This is a genomic window from Nonomuraea jabiensis (assembly GCF_014204795.1).
Taxonomy (GTDB): Bacteria; Actinomycetota; Actinomycetes; order Streptosporangiales; family Streptosporangiaceae; genus Nonomuraea; species Nonomuraea jabiensis.
In genome coordinates, this window is sequence record NZ_JACHMB010000001.1 from 3,922,024 (window position 1) to 3,941,426 (window position 19,403).

21 protein-coding genes are annotated in these 19,403 nt (G+C 70.0%); 14 read left to right on the top strand and 7 right to left on the bottom strand.

Annotated features, from left to right (window positions below; genetic code table 11):
• Nucleotides 1–3: 3 nt before the first annotated feature.
• The gene (locus tag HD596_RS17920; RefSeq protein ID WP_185070422.1) at nucleotides 4–1,758 is read left to right on the top strand and encodes a bifunctional copper resistance protein CopD/cytochrome c oxidase assembly protein; all 1,755 of its coding nucleotides are present in this window, start codon (nucleotides 4–6) and stop codon (nucleotides 1,756–1,758) included.
• 16 nt (nucleotides 1,759–1,774) lie between these two features.
• Nucleotides 1,775–2,278, top strand: a complete 504-nt coding sequence (locus HD596_RS17925) for an O-acetyl-ADP-ribose deacetylase (RefSeq protein WP_185070423.1) — start codon at nucleotides 1,775–1,777, stop codon at nucleotides 2,276–2,278.
• Here the strand turns inward: HD596_RS17925 and HD596_RS17930 are convergent.
• The gene (locus HD596_RS17930) at nucleotides 2,275–3,099 is read right to left on the bottom strand and encodes a class I SAM-dependent methyltransferase (protein WP_313044434.1); all 825 of its coding nucleotides are present in this window, start codon (nucleotides 3,097–3,099) and stop codon (nucleotides 2,275–2,277) included. The two genes, HD596_RS17925 and HD596_RS17930, sit on opposite strands and share 4 nt — an antisense overlap.
• The gene (locus tag HD596_RS17935; protein ID WP_185070424.1) at nucleotides 3,092–3,835 is read right to left on the bottom strand and encodes an SDR family NAD(P)-dependent oxidoreductase; all 744 of its coding nucleotides are present in this window, start codon (nucleotides 3,833–3,835) and stop codon (nucleotides 3,092–3,094) included. The genes HD596_RS17930 and HD596_RS17935 overlap by 8 nt, the downstream gene beginning before the upstream one ends.
• 122 nt (nucleotides 3,836–3,957) lie before the next feature.
• Here HD596_RS17935 and mshA point away from each other — a divergent pair, with 122 nt between their 5' ends.
• The 4 genes from mshA to HD596_RS17955 all read left to right on the top strand — a co-directional run bounded on the left by mshA (nucleotide 3,958) and on the right by HD596_RS17955 (nucleotide 7,164).
• Nucleotides 3,958–5,235, top strand: a complete 1,278-nt coding sequence (gene mshA / locus HD596_RS17940; RefSeq protein WP_446685862.1) for a D-inositol-3-phosphate glycosyltransferase — start codon at nucleotides 3,958–3,960, stop codon at nucleotides 5,233–5,235.
• Nucleotides 5,236–5,295: 60 nt separating this feature from the next.
• Complete coding sequence (locus tag HD596_RS17945) at nucleotides 5,296–5,775, top strand: type III secretion system chaperone family protein (protein ID WP_185070426.1); 480 nt, start codon at nucleotides 5,296–5,298, stop codon at nucleotides 5,773–5,775.
• A 23-nt stretch (nucleotides 5,776–5,798) separates the two neighbouring features.
• Complete coding sequence (locus HD596_RS17950) at nucleotides 5,799–6,542, top strand: phosphoglyceromutase (protein WP_185070427.1); 744 nt, start codon at nucleotides 5,799–5,801, stop codon at nucleotides 6,540–6,542.
• A gap of 346 nt (nucleotides 6,543–6,888) precedes the next feature.
• Nucleotides 6,889–7,164: a hypothetical protein gene (locus tag HD596_RS17955; RefSeq protein WP_185070428.1), complete on the top strand. Its 276-nt coding sequence runs from the start codon at nucleotides 6,889–6,891 to the stop codon at nucleotides 7,162–7,164.
• A gap of 94 nt (nucleotides 7,165–7,258) precedes the next feature.
• Here the strand turns inward: HD596_RS17955 and HD596_RS17960 are convergent, their stop codons facing one another.
• Together HD596_RS17960 and phoU are read right to left on the bottom strand one after the other, a co-directional pair.
• On the bottom strand, nucleotides 7,259–8,215 hold the full coding sequence (locus HD596_RS17960; RefSeq protein WP_313044437.1) for a carbon-nitrogen hydrolase family protein: 957 nt from the start codon (nucleotides 8,213–8,215) through the stop codon (nucleotides 7,259–7,261).
• A gap of 465 nt (nucleotides 8,216–8,680) precedes the next feature.
• On the bottom strand, nucleotides 8,681–9,325 hold the full coding sequence (gene phoU, locus HD596_RS17965) for a phosphate signaling complex protein PhoU (protein ID WP_185070430.1): 645 nt from the start codon (nucleotides 9,323–9,325) through the stop codon (nucleotides 8,681–8,683).
• Between the two features lie 133 nt (nucleotides 9,326–9,458).
• Between phoU and HD596_RS17970 the strand changes: the two genes are divergently transcribed.
• A complete protein-coding gene (locus tag HD596_RS17970) occupies nucleotides 9,459–10,631 on the top strand; it encodes a sensor histidine kinase (protein ID WP_185078541.1) in 1,173 nt (390 codons plus the stop codon).
• Entirely contained in the window at nucleotides 10,628–11,320 is a 693-nt protein-coding gene (locus HD596_RS17975; RefSeq protein WP_185070431.1) for a winged helix-turn-helix domain-containing protein, read from the top strand. The genes HD596_RS17970 and HD596_RS17975 overlap by 4 nt, the downstream gene beginning before the upstream one ends.
• A gap of 63 nt (nucleotides 11,321–11,383) precedes the next feature.
• Here HD596_RS17975 and HD596_RS17980 read toward each other — a convergent pair whose 3' ends face one another.
• Nucleotides 11,384–11,965, bottom strand: coding sequence for a copper chaperone PCu(A)C (locus HD596_RS17980; RefSeq protein ID WP_313044441.1), 582 nt, complete (start codon nucleotides 11,963–11,965; stop codon nucleotides 11,384–11,386).
• A 275-nt stretch (nucleotides 11,966–12,240) separates the two neighbouring features.
• On the opposite strand from HD596_RS17980, the gene HD596_RS17985 reads away from it, so the two are divergent.
• The 4 genes from HD596_RS17985 to HD596_RS18000 all read left to right on the top strand — a co-directional run bounded on the left by HD596_RS17985 (nucleotide 12,241) and on the right by HD596_RS18000 (nucleotide 14,053).
• Nucleotides 12,241–12,723, top strand: a complete 483-nt coding sequence (locus tag HD596_RS17985; protein ID WP_043624891.1) for a CarD family transcriptional regulator — start codon at nucleotides 12,241–12,243, stop codon at nucleotides 12,721–12,723.
• A gap of 17 nt (nucleotides 12,724–12,740) precedes the next feature.
• On the top strand, nucleotides 12,741–13,211 hold the full coding sequence (gene ispF, locus HD596_RS17990) for a 2-C-methyl-D-erythritol 2,4-cyclodiphosphate synthase (RefSeq protein ID WP_185070432.1): 471 nt from the start codon (nucleotides 12,741–12,743) through the stop codon (nucleotides 13,209–13,211).
• Between the two features lie 186 nt (nucleotides 13,212–13,397).
• Nucleotides 13,398–13,685, top strand: a complete 288-nt coding sequence (locus HD596_RS17995) for a GlsB/YeaQ/YmgE family stress response membrane protein (RefSeq protein WP_185070433.1) — start codon at nucleotides 13,398–13,400, stop codon at nucleotides 13,683–13,685.
• Nucleotides 13,686–13,783: 98 nt separating this feature from the next.
• The gene (locus HD596_RS18000; protein ID WP_185070434.1) at nucleotides 13,784–14,053 is read left to right on the top strand and encodes a GlsB/YeaQ/YmgE family stress response membrane protein; all 270 of its coding nucleotides are present in this window, start codon (nucleotides 13,784–13,786) and stop codon (nucleotides 14,051–14,053) included.
• A gap of 59 nt (nucleotides 14,054–14,112) precedes the next feature.
• Here the strand turns inward: HD596_RS18000 and HD596_RS18005 are convergent, their stop codons facing one another.
• Nucleotides 14,113–15,045, bottom strand: coding sequence for a DUF2637 domain-containing protein (locus HD596_RS18005; RefSeq protein WP_185070435.1), 933 nt, complete (start codon nucleotides 15,043–15,045; stop codon nucleotides 14,113–14,115).
• Between the two features lie 58 nt (nucleotides 15,046–15,103).
• Here HD596_RS18005 and HD596_RS18010 point away from each other — a divergent pair, with 58 nt between their 5' ends.
• Complete coding sequence (locus HD596_RS18010) at nucleotides 15,104–15,490, top strand: PPOX class F420-dependent oxidoreductase (RefSeq protein WP_185070436.1); 387 nt, start codon at nucleotides 15,104–15,106, stop codon at nucleotides 15,488–15,490.
• Nucleotides 15,491–15,554: 64 nt separating this feature from the next.
• Nucleotides 15,555–16,946 (top strand): cysteine--tRNA ligase, encoded by a 1,392-nt coding sequence (gene cysS / locus HD596_RS18015; protein WP_185070437.1) that lies wholly within the window; start codon nucleotides 15,555–15,557, stop codon nucleotides 16,944–16,946.
• A 601-nt stretch (nucleotides 16,947–17,547) separates the two neighbouring features.
• Here the strand turns inward: cysS and HD596_RS18020 are convergent.
• The gene (locus tag HD596_RS18020; protein ID WP_246554536.1) at nucleotides 17,548–18,993 is read right to left on the bottom strand and encodes an RNA-guided endonuclease InsQ/TnpB family protein; all 1,446 of its coding nucleotides are present in this window, start codon (nucleotides 18,991–18,993) and stop codon (nucleotides 17,548–17,550) included.
• Nucleotides 18,994–19,403: the final 410 nt, after the last annotated feature.

Genomic DNA, 19,403 nt, shown 5'->3' on the forward strand with positions numbered 1-19,403 from the left:
CCCGTGGCCAGGGCCTTCCCATCGGTCCCGGCAGGAAAGCCGGTCAGGACCTACGCCGGCGCGGCGGTGGCCGCCGGCGTCGTGGTGCTGGTCGTCGTCCTGCGGTTCGGCGGGGCCATCAAGCCGGAGTTCCCCGGGTTGCCCACCGCCGGGCCGTTCACCGAGTGGGGGCTGCCCCTGGCCCGGTTCTGCTTCGACGCGTGCGCGCTCGGCTGCGTCGGCACGCTCACCGCCGCCCTCCTGGCCCCCGCCTCCTCGCCCGAGTCACGGTCCTGCCGCCGCGCGGCCGGCTGGTGGGCGCTCGGCTGGGCCCTGGCGACAGCGCTCAGCTACGTGCTCACCCTGTCCAACCTCATCCCGCTGCCCGCCGGCGACCTGCTCGCCTCGCCCGATCTGCTGGAGTTCGGCACCTCCATCCCGCAGACCCAGGCCCTGCTCGTGGTGCTGGCCGCCACCGCCGTCGCGGGCCTCACCTGGCGGCTGCCCCCGGCCGTCCGGCTGGCGGTCGCCGTGTTCGGCCTGCTGCCGCCCGCCTACGTCGGGCATGCCGCCTCCGCGGGCGACCACGACATCGCCGTCTCCGCCCTCATGGCGCACCTGGTGTCGGTGTCGGTCTGGGTCGGCGGCCTGGTCGCGGTGCTCGTCCACTTCCGCCGGTCCCAGGAGCTGCCGGCGGTGCTGCCCAGGTTCAGCGCGCTCGCCCTGTGCTGCTTCGCCGCCGTGGCCGTCTCGGGCGTGGCGAGCGCCTGGGTACGGCTGAGCGCCCCGTCCGACCTCTGGCAGAGCGCGTACGGGCAGCTCCTGCTGGCCAAGACCGCCGCCCTCGTGCTCCTGGGCCTGTTCGGCTGGACCCACCGCCGCCGCACGGTCGCCGGCATCGCCGACCGGTCCGTCCGCCGGACCTTCGTCCGCCTGGCCACCGGCGAGGTGATCGTGATGGCGGCGGCCGTCGGGCTGGCCATCGGCCTGTCCCGCACACCGCCACCGCCCGGCGGCGGTGGCGGTCACGGCCAGTCCGCCCTGGAGTACGCGCTCGCCCCCGTCACCCCGGGAGCGCTGATCACCGAGGTCCGCCTGGACCCGACCGTCCTGATCCTCCTGATGCTGCCCGCGGTCGCCTACGCGGTCCACGCCCGCAGGGCGGCCTCCTGGCCCGCCGGCCGCGCGATCGTCTGGTACGCGGGCCTGGCGCTGACGGCGCTGGTGCTGCTCGGTGGGGTCGGGAGCTACGCGCGGGCGATGCTGTCGGTCCACTCGGTCCAGCACGCGGTGCTCACCGTCGTCGCCCCGCTCCTGCTCTGCCTGGGCGCCCCGTTCACCGTCGCCGGCCGGTACCGGTTCCTCGCGCATCCCGCCGTCTACTTCGGGGCGTTCGTCCTCCTCTACGGCACTCCCTGGTTGTCGTGGTCGCTGTCCGGCTACGCCCCTCACCTGCTCACCGAGCTCCTGTTCTTCGGCCTCGGCCTGCTGGTGTTCGGCGTCCTGACGGGGGCGGACCCGGGGACGTCGGGCGATCGGGCCCGCCTGCTGGCCGCCGTGACGCTGACCCACCTCGCCGTCGGGACGTACCTGCTGCTCGCGCCCCCGGTCGCGGCCGGCTGGATCTCCCTCGCGGCCCCGTCCGGCGCGCCCGGCGTCCTCGCCGACCAGCGCCTGGCCGGAGCCGTGGCGATGCTCCTGCCGCTGCCCGCGCTCGTCCTGCCGGCCGTGCGCGCGGCCGGCAGGGGGACCGCGGTGCTGGTGCGGGGCGGCCGTTGATGCCAAGCTCGGTGAGATGCGCATCACGTTGGTGAACGGCGACATCACCGAGCAGCGGGTGGACGCCGTCGTGAACGCCGCCAACTCCTCCCTCATGGGCGGCGGAGGCGTGGACGGCGCCATTCACCGCCGCGGCGGTCCGGAGATCCTCGAGGCGTGCCGGAAGCTGCGTGCCGGCCACTACGGCAAGGGGCTGGCCACCGGACAGGCGGTCGCGACGACGGCCGGGCGCCTGCCCGCGAAGTGGGTGATCCACACGATCGGGCCGGTGTACTCCATGTCGGTGGACCGTTCGGAGCTGCTGGCCTCCTGCTACCGGGAGTCGCTGCGGGTGGCCGACTCGCTGGAGGCCAGGTCGGTGGCCTTCCCCGCGATCTCGACCGGGATCTACGGCTGGCCCATGGACGACGCCGCGCGGATCGCCCTGGACACGGTGCGGCAGGCGGACACGTCCGTGGAGGACGTCCGCTTCGTGCTGTTCGACAGCGCGGCCTACGCCGTCTTCGAGGCGCGCCTCTAAGCGCGGGGATCCACCGCCGAGAACGGGAGGGTCAGCTCGCCGAGCCGCCACCGGGCCGGGCCGCCGAGCGGCGGCCGCCCGGAGACGGGCCAGGAGCCCGACAGCGCGCGTACGGAGGCCAGCCACCGCTGCCGCAGCCCATGGGCCCCGTACGGCGCGCTCACCGCCCACGCGTGGTCGAAGTCGCTCAGGAACGCATGGATCCGCTCGCCCGGCACATTCCGGTGGATGAGGGTCTTCGGCAGCCGGTCGGCCAGGTCGGAAGGCCGCTCGAAGGCATCGAAACGGGCCGAGAACGTGATCGTCCGGGGTCCTTCCGGACAGAGCCCCACCCAGACCGCGCGCCGCCCGTTCTCGGACGAGGTCCCCTCGACCAGGACACCATCGGGGGCCAGCCGGCCTCTGAGCACGTCCCAGTAGTGCCACGCCTCGGCCTCGCCGTACTGCCTGAGGACGTTGAAGGCCCGCACCAGCGTCGGCGGGCGCGGGACGGGCAGCTCGAAGCCGCCCAGGCGGAAGCTCAGCCCCTCCCGCTCGTACGGCTTGGCCACCGCCACCCTGGCCGGGTCGATCTCGATCCCGACCACCTCGACGCCGGGAGCCACCCGGCGCAGGCGGGTGAACAGCTCCAGCGTCGTGGTGTGCGACGCGCCGTACCCGAGATCCACCACGAGGGGCCGCTCGGTGGCCCGCAGCAGCCGGCCGTGCGCGGCGGCGATCCAGCGGTCGGAGCGCCGCAGCCGGTTGTGCCCGGTCGTGCCCCTGGTGATGGCGCCGACCGGCCTGCCCCCCGCCTTGGCGGCCCCGGCCGGTCTAGCCACTGACGCGGTGCACCTTGTGCTGGGCGGCCTGGGCCCGGGGGCGGATGATCATGCGGTCGATGTTCACGTGGGCGGGGCGGGTCACGCACCAGGCGATCGCGTCGGCCACGTCGTCGGAGGTCAGCGGGCCGGGCACGCCCTCGTAGACGCGCGCCGCGGCCGCCTCGTCCCCGCGGAAGCGGGTGACCGCGAACCCCTCGCTCCGCACCATGCCCGGCGCGATCTCCACGATCCGCACCGGCCGGCCGACCAGCTCCAGGCGGAGCGTCTCCACCATCGAGGTCTGCGCGTGCTTGGCCGCGACGTAGCCGCCGCCGCCCTCGTACGACACCAGGCCCGCCGTCGAGGTCACCATCACTAGCACGCCGTCGCCGGACTCGACGAGCTTGGGCACGAGCGCCTGGGTCATGCGCAGGGAGCCGAGCACGTTCACGTCGTACATCTGCTGCCAGTCATCCAGGTGCCCCTCCGCGACCGATTCGAGGCCGAGGGCGCCACCGGCGTTGTTGACCAGCACGTCGCAGCGCTCCAGCGAGTCCGCCAGCGCGTCGACCGACTCCTGGGAGGTCACGTCCAACGTCACCGGCCTGATCGAGGGCACCTCCGCGGCCAGCTTGTCGAGCCGCTCGCGCCGCCGCGCGCCCGCCACCACCTCGAAACCCTCGGCGGCGAGCCGCCGCGCGGTCGCCTCCCCGATCCCGCTGCTCGCCCCGGTCACCACAGCCGTTCTCCGCATGCCCCTCATCCTGCCAGCCCTCCCAGGGGCGTTGACCACCGCCCTGAATACCTAGTTATGACCATGTGTCGGGAATGTCGCAAAAATTTGGATGGTTATAAGCCGTCTGGAGGTGGTGTCGAGTGAGGCGACGACGGGTCAGCCGGGTCGCGACCATCAGCATGCACACATCGCCCCTGGACCAGCCCGGAACGGGCGACGCCGGAGGCATGAACGTGTACATCGTGGAGTCGGCCAAGCGGCTGGCTCACCTCGGCGTGGAAGTGGAGATCTTCACCCGGGCCACCGCCCGCGACCTCCCGCCCGTGGCCGAACTCGCCCCAGGCGTCCTCGTCCGCCACCTCACCGCGGGACCGTACGAGGAGATGGAGCGCAGCGAGCTGCCGAGCCAGCTCTGCGCGTTCCTGTCCGGGGTGCTGCGCACCGAGGCCATGTACGACCCGGGCCGCTACGACGTCATCCACTCCCACTACTGGCTCTCCGGCCAGGTCGGCTGGCTGGCCAAGGAGCGCTGGGGCGTGCCGCTCGTGCACACCATGCACACCATGGCCAAGGTCAAGAACCTCCTGCTCGCCCAGGGCGACAAGCCGGAGCCCAACGCCCGCGTGGTCGGCGAGGAGCAGGTCGTGCAGGTCGCCGACCGCCTCGTGGCCAACACCGTCGACGAGGCGCGCGAGCTGATCGACCTGTACGGCGCCGTCGAGGAGCGCGTCGCCGTCGTGAACCCGGGCGTCAACCTCACCGTCTTCCAGCCCGCCTCGCAGGGCGCCGCCCGCCGCCGGCTCGGCCTGCCGCAGGACGCGCACGTCCTGCTCTTCGTGGGCCGCATCCAGCCGCTCAAGGCCCCGGACGTGCTGCTCCGCGCCGCCTCCAGGATGCTCATCGACGACCCGTCGCTGCGCGAGCGCCTGGTCGTGGTCTGCGTCGGCGGGCCCTCGGGCAACGGTCTCGCCAGGCCGTCCCTGCTCACCGAACTGGCCGCCGAACTCGGCATCTCGGACGTCGTCCGCCTCGTGCCCCCTGCCCGGCAGGAGGAACTGGCCGACTGGTACCGGGCGGCCTCGGTGACGGTCGTGCCCTCGTACAGCGAGTCGTTCGGCCTCGTCGCCCTGGAGTCCCAGGCCTGCGGCACCCCCGTGGCGGCCGCCGCCGTGGGCGGGCTGCGCACCGCCGTCCGGGACGGCGTGTCGGGCCTCCTCGTGGACGGCCACGACCCGGCGCAGTGGGCCCAGGCCCTGCGCCGCTTCGTCGTCTCGCCGCGCTGGCGCGACTCGATGTCGGGGGGAGCCCGCGCGCACGCGGCGGCGTTCGGCTGGCAGGCGACCGCGTCCCGCCTGGTGGAGGTGTACGCGGGCGCCATCGCAAACCTCCACAAAACCCCCATCGCCCTGAACTTCTAGCCCTCTTCTGGCCCGACTTTTGTTCTGGTCTTGTGCTGGCGGCCTTCTATCCTTGTCGGCATGCGCGATGTCGTCGAAGCCGCGCTCAAGGCCGCGGACGTCACCTACGACGAGCCGCGGCCGGGCGCTTTCCTGGTCAACCTGCCCGGGCAGCACAAGCTCGCCACCATGACGTGGTTGATCGTGGGGGAGCAGGCGCTGCACGTCGAGGCGTTCTTCTGCCGCCAGCCCGACGAGAACCACGCCGAGTTCTACCGCTGGCTGCTCGGCAAGAACGGCGCCATGTACGGCGTGCACTTCTCACTCGACCCCGTGGGGGACGTCTACCTGGTGGGCCGGGTGCCCCTGGCCGCCGTCACGGAGGCGGAGGTGGACCGGCTGCTGGGATGCGTGCTGACGTACTCGGACGACTGGTTCGACCGGGCGCTGGAACTGGGGTTCGCCTCGTCGATCAGGCGCGAGTGGGAGTGGCGGGCCAAGCGCGGGGAGTCGCTGGCCAACCTGCAGGCGTTCGCCCGCTTCGCCGACCCGGACCGCTGATCCCGGACCATAGGATTGGCGATATGGCGACTTTGGTGCTGCTTAGGCACGGCGAGAGTGACTGGAACGCGAAGGGCCTGTTCACCGGCTGGGTGGACGTGAGCCTCTCGGCCAAGGGTGAGGACGAGGCCCGCCGCGGCGGCAAGCTCCTCCAGGACGCCGGACTGCGCCCGGACATCGTCCACACCAGCCTGCTGACGAGGGCCATCCAGACGGCCCAGCTGGCGCTGGCGGAGGCCGACCTGCTCTGGCTGCCGGTGAAGCGGAGCTGGCGCCTCAACGAGCGCCACTACGGCGCCCTCCAGGGCAAGAACAAGGCCCAGACGCGCGAGGAGTTCGGCGACGAGCAGTTCATGCTGTGGCGCCGCTCGTACGACGTGCCCCCGCCCCCGATCGCGGACGGCGACGAGTTCTCCCAGGCCGGCGACCCCCGCTACGCCCTGCTTCCCCCGGAGCTGATGCCCCGTACGGAATGCCTGAAGGACGTGGTCGACCGCATGCTCCCGTACTGGTACGACTCGATCGTCCCCGACCTGTCGGCCGGCCGCACGGTCCTGGTGGCCGCCCACGGCAACTCCCTGCGGGCCCTGGTCAAGCACCTGGACGGGGTCGGCGACGAGGAGATCGCGGGCCTCAACATCCCGACGGGGATTCCGCTGCTGTACGACCTGGACTCCGACTTCCGGCCGCGGCGGGCGGGCGGCGAATACCTGGACCCGGACGCCGCCAAGGCCGCCATCGAAGCCGTCGCCAACCAGGGCCGCTGAAAGCTCGGCCTTCCGCTCCTTGGCGCTTCGCGCTCGGGGCTTCAGACAGCGCTTCCCAGGGGGCTTTCGCCCCCTTCGACCCCCGAAAGGCGTGGTCTTCGCAGGCGGGACGCGCTTCGCGCGAAGGGGCTCAGGCTGTGTCGTGTGGGGGCACGCCCCCACACCCCCGGCGAGGGGACTCCCGTCCCCTCGCGCTCCCCTTGCCTGAGCCCTCTCGGTATCGATGGTGGGCGGGCATGATGGTTCGACGTGCGGGCGCATCCGCGTCATCCCGGTCTACCGAGTGGCCGGGATCATGGACCCTTCGCGGCGACAGGTCGCGTGCTGGCAGGAAGGGATGGCAGGCATGAGCGAACATCGCGAGACGACCGGCCGATGCTATGCGTGCAAGCGCACATTCAGCTTCGACCCGAAAGAAGTCGTAACTTTCCTGATCGATCCCGAGACCCACATGCCGCCAGGGATCACGTTCCTGGGCTCTCTTCGTCCGGCCAAACCGGAAGCCGTGGCCAGGTCTGTTGACGAGCCCATCTGCCCTGACTGCGTGACCAAGGCGAAGCAGTACAGCGAGGAGGGCGGATCGGGCCGCTCCTGGGACAGCTGGCCGCCGAGCAGCAATTGAGCCCTCGTGGTTTCGTGATCGTTTGTGCAGGCATGAGGAGGCCCCAACAGTCCATCGGACCGTCGGCGCCGCGACGAGAACCCTTGCCGTTCGGTCAGGTTCCACTGCGTTGTCCGGACACATGGTCGAGCCATTGCTTGAGGACCGCCGGGTTCTGTGCCACGTTCCAGCGCTGCAGGAACGAGCGGTCAGGCACCTCGATGTCCGCCATGACCAGGCCCGGTTCGTCCGCTTGCGCCGCGGCGACGATCCGGCCATCCGGGGCGATGATCCGAGTCGCCCCGCCGCCCTCGCGCCCACCAGCCGTGCCGGAGACATCGGCCGCGATCACCCAGCAGTCGTTCTCCACCGCCCGCGCTATGAGCGTGGACCGGGTCCTGACCGCCCAACCGCGAGTGACCTCCACGGGCAGGTCGTTGTTGAGCGGGCAAGCCAGGATGCGGGCGCCGGCCAGGGCCAGGAGGCGGGCCGGCTCGACGAGGTTGGCGTCGTTGCAGATCACGACGCCGAAGGCATGGCCTTCCTGGCGATACAGGGGCAGATCCGCGCCCGGGCTGAAGGCCGGTTCGCGGGGAAAGAGCTTGCGGGTGACCTCGCCGACCAGCCGCCCGGCGCGCACGACCGCCGCTGAGCTGTGCAACCGCCCGCCGGCTGAGAGCTCGGTGAAACCGGCGACGACGGTCATCGTGGGTGGGCAATCCCGCAGAGCAGAGATCAGGTGTGCGTACGGGGGAGACAGCGCGACGGCCTCGGCGGCCGGTTTGTCCGGCGGCATGCCGCCGGAGTAGCACTCTGGCAGGACGAGCAGCTCCACTCCGGCTCGTTCGCACTGATCGATCACCCGTGGGAGGTCACCGGCCGCCGATCCCGCGAGCTCCGCCTGGAGCGCTGCCACTCTCATTCGGCGGCGCCCATGAAGTGCTTGCGAACGGCGTGGACGTCTTGCGCTCGTAGTCCTGCCGCCCGGGGCGCCAGTAGCTGTGTGCACATGTCGCCATGGTTGCGTGCATCGACGACCGTCCGGACGCCAGGCGTGACAACAGCCGACCATCCTGCGGCCGTGAGCCGCTTTGGGGGATCCGGCCGGACCACTGCATCCCGCCGGACCACTGCATCCCGCCGGACCACTGCATCCCGCTGGATCATCCAGCCACCGGTCACTGGGATGCGGCCGAGGTCGCGAATACAGGCTCAAAAGCCAACCCGACGACGGAACGCGACCGGTAGCCGGAGGCGTTTGACCCCGGCCCGTGAAATGGATGTGCGGCTGGCTCTGGGATGCCGTCTCTCGACTGCGACACGGCCTGCCATGACGGGTCGCATGATGGCCAAGTTCCGGGGAGCGCGAGGGGACGGGAGTCCCCTCGCCCGGGGGTGTGGGGGCGCAGCCCCCACACGACACAGCCTGAGCCCTTTCGCGCGAAGCGCGCCTCGTCTGCGAAGACCGCGCTTTTCGGGGGTCGAAGGGGGCGAAAGCCCCCTGGGAGGCGCTGTCTGGAACCCCGAGGAACGGGGATCAGCTGGGCCGCGCGCCCGTGACCAGGTAGACGACGTCCGCCGCCACCCGCACCGCGTGGTCCGCGTACCGCTCGTAGTAGCGCCCGATCAACGTGATGTCGATCGCCGGCTCCACCCCGTGCTCCCAGTCCTTGGACAGGATGTTCCGGAACAGCCGCCGGTGCAGCCGGTCCATCGCGTCGTCGTCCTGCTCCAGCTCCAGCGCCGAGTCCACGTCCCGCGAGGCGATGCAGCTGCCGGTCTTGGTGACGAGGTTCTCCGCGATCTGCCCCATCTCCACGATGGTCGAGCGCACCTCGGCCGGGATCGCCGACTCGGGGTGGCGCAGGCGGGCGACCTTGGCGACGTGGACGGCGAGGTCGCCCATGCGCTCCAGGTCGGTGCCCATGCGCAGCGCCGTGATGACCATTCGCAGATCCACGGCCACCGGCTGCTGCCGGGCCATCAGATCGAAGATCGAGGTCTCGATCTCGGCGAACGTCGCGTTCACTTCCTCGTCCCGGGAAATGACACTCTCGGCGAGCTGGAGGTCGGAGTCCAAAAGGGCCGTGGTGGCACGGGAAATAGCCGAGCGGACAAGCCTGGTCATCTCGACCAGCTTGTCGGTCAGGGAATCAAGTTCTTCGTGGTACGCGTCGCGCATGGGGTCACCGTACGTGCCTGTCGATGAACGAACCCCTACCGGCAGATGAACTTTCCAGGAAAGGGGCCTTCCACCCCTGATGAGAGGGTCTGCCCCCGGGAGAAGGCCACGTACTCTCGAAGGCATGAGTGAGATGGCCATGAGCTTCGCGGCCCTGGCCGGGTTCGTCGTGGGCGCCCTGGCGGTCCTGTTCTACCGGAACCAGATCGAGGCTCCGAAACGCGCTGCCATGGAGGACGGCACGCAGCCCGGGAGCACGCTGCCGCAGGGCGTGGCGTCCGTGCTGGCCGTGCTTCCCTCCTCCGCCGTGGTGCTCGACGCGCATGACAAGGTGCTGCGCGCCAGCTCGGCCGCGCGGGCGTTCGGGCTGGTCAAGGGGGACCGGCTGATGGCCGCCGAGTTGCTGGCGCTGGCCCGGCAGGTACGCCGTGACGGCGAGATCCGCGAGAGCGAGATCGACGTCGCGGGGCACAAGTTCGGCCAGGAGACCACGAACTTCGCGGTACGCGTGGCTCCGCTCGGCTCGCACGGCCAGGTCCTGGTGCTCGCGGAGGACCAGACCGAGCGCCGCAGGGTCGAGGCCGTACGCCGTGACTTCGTCGCGAACGTCAGCCACGAGCTGAAGACCCCGGTGGGCGCCATGAGCCTGCTGGCGGAGACCATCCAGGACGCCGCCGACGACCCCGAGGCGGTCGGCCGCTTCGCCGGGCGCATGCAGCACGAGGCCGCCCGGCTCAACTACCTCATCCAAGACCTGATCACACTCAGCAGGATCCAGGGCGCCGAGCCCATCCCCACCCCCGGACAGGTCTCGATCGACGAGTCCATCCACGACGCCATCGACCACTGCAACACCAAGGCCGCCGCCAAGGACATCACGCTCGTCTCCGGCGGCACCGAGGGTCTGCGGATCTGGGGTGACGACGAACTCCTCGTGACGGCGTTGCGCAATCTGATCGACAACGCCGTCGCGTACAGTCCCGAGCACACCCGGGTCGTGGTCAGCGTGCGGCCCGCCGGCGACTCGGTGGAGATCAGCGTCAGCGACCAGGGCATCGGCATTCCGGAGGAGGCGCTCGAACGCATCTTCGAGCGGTTCTTCCGCGTCGACGCGGCCAGGTCGCGGGCGACCGGTGGGACCGGGCTCGGACTGGCCATCGTCAAGCACGTCGCCGCCGCGCACGCCGGCGAGGTGTCCGTCTGGAGCAAGGAAGGGTCCGGCTCCACCTTCACGCTCCGCCTGCCCGCCTTCGGCGGCACGGCGGTGGCAGTACCACCCTCGATTCCCCTGGAGACAGCCCAATGACCCGCGTACTTGTCGTCGAAGACGAGGAGTCCTTTTCCGACGCTCTGTCCTACATGCTCCGCAAAGAGGGTTTCGAGGTGTCGGTCGCCGCGACCGGGCCCGAGGCGCTCGACACGTTCGACCGCAACGGAGCAGATCTGGTGCTGCTCGACCTGATGCTTCCGGGTCTGCCCGGTACGGAGGTGTGCCGCTCCCTCAGGCAGCGCTCCAAGGTGCCGGTGATCATGCTGACGGCCAAGGACAGCGAGATCGACAAGGTCGTCGGTCTTGAGCTGGGCGCCGACGACTACGTCACCAAGCCGTTCTCCTCGCGCGAGCTGGTGGCCCGCATCCGCGCGGTCCTGCGCCGCCAGGGCGACGTGACGGAGGAGCTGGAGACCGCGGTGCTGGCCGTCGGGCCCGTGCGCATGGACGTCGACCGCCACGTCGTCGCCGTGCGCGGTGAGCAGGTGCAGTTGCCGCTGAAGGAGTTCGAGCTGCTGGAGGTGCTGCTGCGCAACGCGGGGCGTGTACTGACGCGCGGGCAGCTCATCGACCGCGTATGGGGCGCCGATTACGTGGGCGACACCAAGACCCTCGACGTGCATGTCAAGCGCCTGCGCGCCAAGATCGAGTCTGACCCGTCCAACCCGCGCTGCATCCTCACCGTGCGCGGCCTGGGCTACAAGTTCGACGCCACCGAAGAGTAGAAAACCCTTGTTCCGGTACGAGTCGCGTACCGGAACAAGGGTTTCGGCGTTTCCGGGAAAGGGTCAGTGGGCTTCTTCGGAAGCCGGCGCGGACGGCGTCGGGGTGGGCGTGGGGGCCGCGGGCGCGTTCGGCGCCGGCGGGTAGTCCTTGAACTCACGGCTGCGCGTGACCACAGGGACGTTCAAGGACACGATCCCGGCGTTGGCGAACTGGAGGTCCAGCTTGATGCTCTCGCCGCCCCTGAGGCTCTTGGGGATCGCCTCGAGCATGATCTGAGGGGTGGGCTTGCCGGTGTTCACGAGCTGGTGGCTCGGGAGCTGGATCGGGGCCGCGACCTTGACCGTCCCCATGGCCCCGGCGGAGACCGCCTCCAGGGTGTCGGGGGCGCCGGCGGTGTTGAGGATGTTCAGGTAGATCGGGGCGGAGCCGCGCCAGGCGAGCTGCGCGCCGGAGTCGGGCCCGAGAATGAACGCCTGCGGGATCTGAATGCCGCGCGTGCCGTAAGCACCGTTCTCGATCAATGCCTGTGCCTCGTTGGGCGCGTACGGCTTGTTGGTAGTGGCGTCGAATCCAGCCCCGCAGCCCGCCAGCACGGGGGCTGCCAAGAACGCGGCGGCGACGACAATCCAGCGACGGCTGGTCACGGGCGGGTTCTCCTTGGTCTTGCGGAGGGCTCGCGCATGCGCTAGACGCGGGTGGCGCGCATGCGTGATGTGCAGCGCCCACCATATCCATCCGAATCCATGGTCATATCCACACCCCCGCAGGTCATTCGCTATGTCCGGAAATGCCAGACATAGAGTTGAGCACTTGTCAAGCCCTAATATGCGGCCTTGACCTGCAGTTATGAGGATTTCACTGTTCCGGGAGGCTGTGGATGCGTGGTACCCTGGAGTACAGCGGAAGGGGTACTTGTCACATGACTTTCCAGGTCGGCGACACAGTCGTCTACCCCCACCATGGGGCTGCTCGGATCGAAGCAATCACGAAGCGATCCATCAAGGGTGAGGAAAAGACCTACCTGGTGCTCAAGGTCGACAAGGGCGACCTTACCGTCCAGGTGCCAGCCGAAAACGCAGAACTCGTCGGTGTGCGCGATGTAGTCGGCCAGGAAGGCCTTGAGCGGGTTTTCGATGTCCTGCGGATGCCGCACACGGAAGAGCCGACCAACTGGTCTCGTCGCTACAAGGCCAATCTGGAGAAGCTCGCCTCCGGCGATGTGAACAAGGTCGCCGAAGTCGTTCGGGACCTGTGGCGGAGAGACCGCGAGCGCGGCCTGTCCGCGGGCGAGAAGCGCATGCTCGCCAAGGCGCGCCAGATTCTGGTCAGTGAGCTTGCCCTGGCGGAGAAGACCAACGAGGACAAGGCTGAGGCCCTGCTCGACGAGGTTCTCAACTCCTGAACACCAATCTTCCACGGGTGGGCGTCGGAGTCGACGTCCACCCGTTCGCTTCAGGATCCTCGGGGCGTGAGCTCAACCTCGCCGGCCTGCACTGGCCGGGCCAGACCGGGCTTGAGGGCCATTCGGACGGTGACGCGGCCGCGCATGCCGCGTGTGACGCGCTGCTGTCCGCGGCCGGCATGGGCGATCTCGGGCAGCTGTTCGGGACCGCGGACCCGCGCTGGGCGGGTGCCTCGGGTGTCGCCCTGCTGGAGGAGACCGCGCGGCAGGTTCGTGCCGCGGGCTATGAGATCGGCAACGTGGCCATTCAGGTGATCGGCAACCGGCCCAAGCTGGCGCCGCGCCGTACCGAGGCCGAGCTGGCGCTCAGCGCCGCTGTGGGTGCGCCTGTGAGCGTGTCGGCCACCACCACCGATGGGCTCGGGCTGACCGGGCGGGGAGAGGGCATCGCGGCCGTGGCCACGGCCCTGGTCGTCAACCTTTCCTGAACGCCGGGCGTCTTACGTATGGATGCGTGAGGGTGTCCCGGCGGGTCGTCGCGAAGCCCGCTGTATCAGGAGGCGGCGGTTCGTCACTGGCGCGGTACGGACCGCCGTCTCCCCTTTTTGGTTGTTTTGCCTGCTCTGAGGGTATGTGTCCCCACGACATGTGAACGTTTCGGGGGGGAGCAGCACATGATCGGCGCGATAGTTTCCGCGATAGTCATCGGTGCCATCGTCGGCGCCCTGGCCAGGCTGGTCGTTCCTGGCAGGCAGAACATGTCCATCGGGCTGACCCTCATCGTCGGCATCGTGGCAGCCCTGATCGGAACGCTGATCGCGCAGGCCGCCGGCGTGGCCGACACGCGAGGGATCGACTGGATCGAGCACATACTCCAGCTCGTGCTGGCGGTCATCGGCGTGCTCCTCGTGACGCGCTTCGGGCCGGGACGCACGGGGCGTACGCGCGGAACACCCACCTGACCTGCTCGGACATAAAATCCACGCATAAAAGCGGTAGATCGGGTAGCGAGCATCTCTGTGAGAGTGAACCGCTCACTCTTACGGGGAGGTTTCGAACCATGACTATCGAGTCCATCCTTGGCGCCATCGTGATCGGCGCCGTGATTGGCGCAATCGGTCGCCTCCTGCTCCCCGGCAGGCAGGCCATCGGCTGGATCCTCACCATCGTCGTCGGCATCGTGGCCGCCCTGCTAGGCACCCTGATCGCTCAGGTGCTCGGCGTCGAGACGACCCCCGGCATCGACTGGATCGAGCTGGTGATGCAGGTGGTGCTGGCCATCGTCGGCGTCGGCCTGGTCGCCGGGCTCCGACGCGGCTCCAGCGTCTAAGACGAAATAGATCGGCCCGCCCGGGATCGTGCCCGGGCGGGCCTCTCACGCCTTCCGGCTCAGTCTTCGGGGTGACGCGGGGTGCTGCGGAGGCGTTCGGCCGGGGCCGGGGCGTCGTCGTCCTGGATCACGGGGTGGGGGGCGGTGTCCTCTAACTCGTCCTCCCGCGGCCGCTCCAGGTCGTCGGCCAGCTCGGGACCGTGCCCGGGATCCGGTACGTCGTCCTCGATCACGGGGTGCGGCTGGGTGTCCACGTCCTTCTCGTCGACGCGCGGGTGGACCAGGACGTCCGTCGGCTTGACCCGGTCGCCCCAGCGGACGGGGCGGGTGGGGCGCTCCGGCGCTTCTTCGTTCTGCACCGGCCACTCCGCCACCTGCGCCGCCAACGGGGCAGGGGCCTCGACGACCTCCTGGACCGGCTCGGGAGCCTCCGGGACCGGCGCGGGCCGCGGCGTCTCCTCGGAGAGCCGTTCCGAGTAGATCTCGACGGGCGGCCGCTCCGGAACCGGCTGGCGCTCCGGGCCCGGCTGGAAGGGGACGATGTCCTGCTCGGCCGCGCTCTCCTCGCTCTCCGAACGATGCGCCTGCACGTGCTTGATCAGCAGCAGCCAGAGCCACAGGGCCACGGCCAGCATGACCCAGGGCGCCAGGGCCACGCCCACGGCCGTCGCCCGCACGTCGAACGCGAACCGCACCGCCGTCGCCACGTCGGCCGCCGCTGCCGCGACGATGAGCACGACCAGCACGAACGCCGCCTGCACGCGTACCAGCAGCCGGGCGGAGCGCAGCAGCAGCACGTCGATCAGCGCGATCACCAGGAGCGCGTCCAGGGCCGCCGGATAGAGGAAGGCGAGATCCTGGCGCGCCTCGCCGGTGATGGCCAGCGCGCGCAGGTCGTCGAAGGAGAGCGCGCACGCGGCCCCGGTGAGGGCGGCGACCGCGAGCCCGGCTAGGGCGATGCCCAGGCGGCGCAGCATAGAGGGGGGAGTCACGTCCATGGCGGTTCGAGCCTACAGAAGAATGAGGGGCAGGACCGATCAAGGGAGATACATGGCCGAGCTGTCGGAAGATGCGCGCAACCTCTTGGATGCCCCGAATTATGCGACTGTGACCAGCCTCAACCCCGACGGCGGGCCGCAGTCGACGGTCGTGTGGGTGCGCACGGACGGCGACGACGTGCTGTTCTCGACCGTGCGGGGGCGCAGGAAGCCACGGAATTTCGAACGCGACCCGCGGGCGAGCCTGCTGGTCATCGATCCGGACAATCCGTACAGGTATGTGGAGGTACGCGGGCGCGTGACCATTACGCCCGACCCGGAAGGCGCGCTCATTCAGGAGCTCTCGCACAAGTACCGAGGGCTCCCATGGGAGGACAAACCGGGCGTCGAGCGAGTAATCGTACGGATCTCGCCGGACAGGGTGACGTTGCGAGGCTGATTTATCGACGTGACGGCGGGATTTATCGGCGTGACTAGCCCTCTGAGGCGTTAGCCTTGCCTTCGTGAGCCTGCACATCTACGACACCAGCACGCGCGCCATCCGTGAATTCGTTCCGGTCGAAGCCGGCCGGGCGTCGATTTACCTGTGTGGGGCGACCGTGCAGGCTCCTCCGCACATCGGGCACATCCGCTCGGGCGTGAACTTCGACGTGCTCCGGCGCTGGCTGGCACGATCCGGCTATGACGTGACGTTCTGCCGCAACGTCACCGACATCGACGACAAGATCATCAGGGTGGCGGCCGAGGAGGGCGTGCCCTGGTTCGTCGTGGCCGAGCGCAACCAGCGGGCCTTCACCTGGGCGTACGACACGCTCGGCTGCCTCCCGCCGACCGTCGAGCCGCGCGCCACGGGCCACGTGCCCGAGATGATCACGCTGATGGAGCGGCTGATCGCCCGCGGCCACGCCTACGCCTCGGGTGGCGACGTCTACTTCGACGTGCAGTCCTACGCCGACCGCTACGGCGCGCTGTCCAACCAGAAGCTGGACAACATGCGGGCCGCGGCCGACACCGACGACGAGTCCTGCAAGCGTGACCCCCGCGACTTCGCCCTGTGGAAGGGGGAGAAGCCGGGCGAGCCGACCTGGCCGACCCCCTGGGGCCCCGGCCGCCCCGGCTGGCACCTGGAGTGCTCGGCCATGGCGACCAAGTACCTCGGCCCGACCTTCGACATCCACGGCGGCGGGATCGACCTGACCTTCCCGCACCACGAGAACGAGATCGCCCAGTCCCAGGCGGCGGGCGACGGGTTCGCGCGCTACTGGATGCACAACGGCATGCTCAAGATCGGTGCCGAGAAGATGAGCAAGTCGCTCGGAAACTCGCTGCTGATCCCCGAGATGGTGCAGAAGGTCCGCCCGGTGGAGCTGCGCTACTACCTGGCGGCACCGCATTACCGCTCCTCGATCGACTACTCCGAGGAGGCCCTGCTGGAGGCGGCCGCCGCGTACCAGCGCATCGAGGGCTTCGTCACGCGCGCCGCCGAGGTCATCCACGACGTCGACGCGGACGCGCCGCTGCCGCAGGCGTTCGTGGACGCCCTCGACGACGACCTCGGCACGCCGCAGGCGCTGGCGGTCGTGCACGAGGTGGTGCGCGAGGGCAACGTGGCGCTGTCGCGCGGCGACAAGGAGGCCGTGGCCCGGCTGCTCGCCGAGACGCAGAACATGCTCGACGTCCTCGGCCTCGACCCCCGCTCACCGCAGTGGCGTGGGGCCGGCTCGGACCTCTCGCCGGTGGTGGACGCGCTGGTGGCAGTCGCGCTCGAACAGCGCAAGGCGGCCAGGGAGCGCAAGGACTACGCGGCGGCGGACGCGATCAGGGAGCAGTTGACGGCGGCGGGGATCACGGTGGAGGACACCCCGCACGGGGCCCGCTGGGAGCTCACCCGCTAACCGGGCGTTTCGGCTGCGGTGGCGGCCCTGTGCGGTATGCACGGGGCCCGCCACTGCCGCGAAAGCAATGGCCCATGTCGAGATCTTGGCCAAGCACCCCGCCACCCGCCCAGTCGTTTTGGCGGGCCGGACATCCGAGCTGCCAGGGTTGGAGCCGCACAGGGTCGGGGCGGTCGTGAGCTCGGTCAGGACTCCGGTCGGACGTCCGAGCTGCCAAGACCGAAGCAGCGCCGAGTTAAAAACCGGCTGCGGATGAAGGCGGGGCCTGAGGCGAAGATGGGGCTGGCGGAGTCGGGGCCTGAGGCGAAGATGAGGGCGGAGCTGAAGGCAGGGACCGGGGCGAGCACCGGTGATCACGACTGCGGCGCGGGATCCGACTGAAGGTGGCCGCGCTGGGCCACTCGAGAGGCGGGTTGAGCAGCAAAATCTACATGTCGGTCAACCGGCGACGCCGTCCACCGTCCTTCATCCTCACCCCGGCCAGGCTGGAGACAGCCCGCAGTTGCGCGCTCCGGGCCAGCCGCCGAGCGTCCCAGCGCAATCGCAATGCAATATCAAGCGCCTCGTGACTCCTCCGCTCCTTGAAGGGAGCGGCTTCTCGCTAAGCCGCTTGCGCAGCCTCACGAAGGGCAAGCCCTGCCCTCAAGATGTTGATCGACGCATTCACGTCGGCGTGCGCGCAAAACCCGCACCCCGTACATCGGAAGACGGCCTGGCTGACGCGGTTGTCCTTCGCGCAGTGCCCGCAGCGCGAGCACGTACGGGAGGTGTTGGCCGGGTTCACCGCGATCAGCTGTCGACCGGCGCTTTCAGCCTTGTGCGACAGGATCGTCAGGAACGCCGACCAGCCCGCGTCGAGAATGCTCTTGTTCAGCCCGGATTTAGCCGATTGGCCGTTAGGCAGGTAGCCGCCTTCGCCGTCCGGTTTCGGCGCGGCACGCCGGGTCATGCCCGCCACGTTCAGCGCTTCATGCACGATCACGTCGTAGCCGCGAACCAGCGCAAGCGCGGCCTTGTGCGCCGAGTCGAGGCGTTGCCGCCGCACCTTGGCATGCAGCACCGCCACCCGTGCGACGGCGGCCTTCCCGCGCCGCTGGGATCCTCGCCTCTTACCGGCGAGGTCCCGCTGGGCTGCTGCCAGACGGCTCGCGGAGGTGGCGAGGTGGCGCTGGTTGTCGAGGTGGTCGCCGTCGCTGGTCGTGGCCAGCCAGGCGACACCCATGTCAATACCCGCGACCGCGCCCGTGGCGGGAAGGGGGTGTGCAGGCACCTCATCGCACGACAGCACGACGAACCAGCGGGCGCCTTCCCGCTTGACGCTGATCGTCTTGACGATGCCCAGCACCCGGCGGTGCTGGTGGACCCGCACCTGCCCGACGCCCTGCAACCGCACGTAGGTCGCCGTCGGGTGCTCGGGTTGGGAGTCCCACCGGCAGCCGTCGCCGTCCTTGGGCCACTCGACGGTGTCGAACCGGCCCCGGCCCTTGAAACGCGGGAATCCTGGCGTGCGGCCTGCTTTGACGCGGTCGAAGAACGCCCGGTACGCCTTGTCCAGCCTGCGCAGGGTGGCCTGCTGGGAGGAGAACGACCACCGGCCCTGACCGCCGGGGTCGTCGGCGCGGATGTGCTTCAGATCGGCCGACTGCTCGCCGTAGCGCACCGTCACCCCGGCTTTGCGGTAGGCCGTACGGCGGTGTTCGAGAGCGGCGTTGTACAGCTCCCGGTGGTTCTCCAGGCACTGCGCGAGCGCGGCGGCCTGCTTGCCGGTGGGGCGCAGCAGGAACTCGCCGCGGCACACACCGGCCGGGAACTGCTCACCGTCGGCTACGGCTCGGCCGATCGCACCTCGGACGGCGCCGACGACGCCGAGGCGTCCGCGCAGGAGCTCGCCCGGTACTCCGGCGACCTGCGCAAGCCCGGGTACCGGGGTCGAACCAGAGTGGCGCGTCACCTCGACGTGGGAGCCCGAGCCCGCCGCCGTACGCGCTCCCAGGACCAGCGGCTGAGCTGCCCAGACCGCCAGCAAATGCGATATGTAGCTGATCAACAGGCGCATCCCACCCGAGACAAGGAGCCACGTGGCCGAGGGCAGCAGCACGCCAGCCGGACAGAACGCCGACCCCGTGTCGCCCCTGTCGCCCACCCGGCCTGACGGCTGGCCCGACTGGCTCGGACGCCGCCCCATCCCCATTGCCGAACGCGACCGGCTCCGTCAGACCATCGACGCCGATCGACTGTCCCGCGAGACCGCGCGAGCCCAGGCCGACCAGCAACTCGCGCCGCACTTCTCCTACATCGTCGTCGAAGGCCTCAACCCCGTAGAACCCCCGCAAACGCACCCGGCTCACCATCGCACTCCGCCTCGCCGCCGGAGAAGACCACCGCACCCACTACGAGGCCACCGACCACCGGATCACTACTCGGCATCGCCGGACCCGACGCCCGCGAACGCGCCCG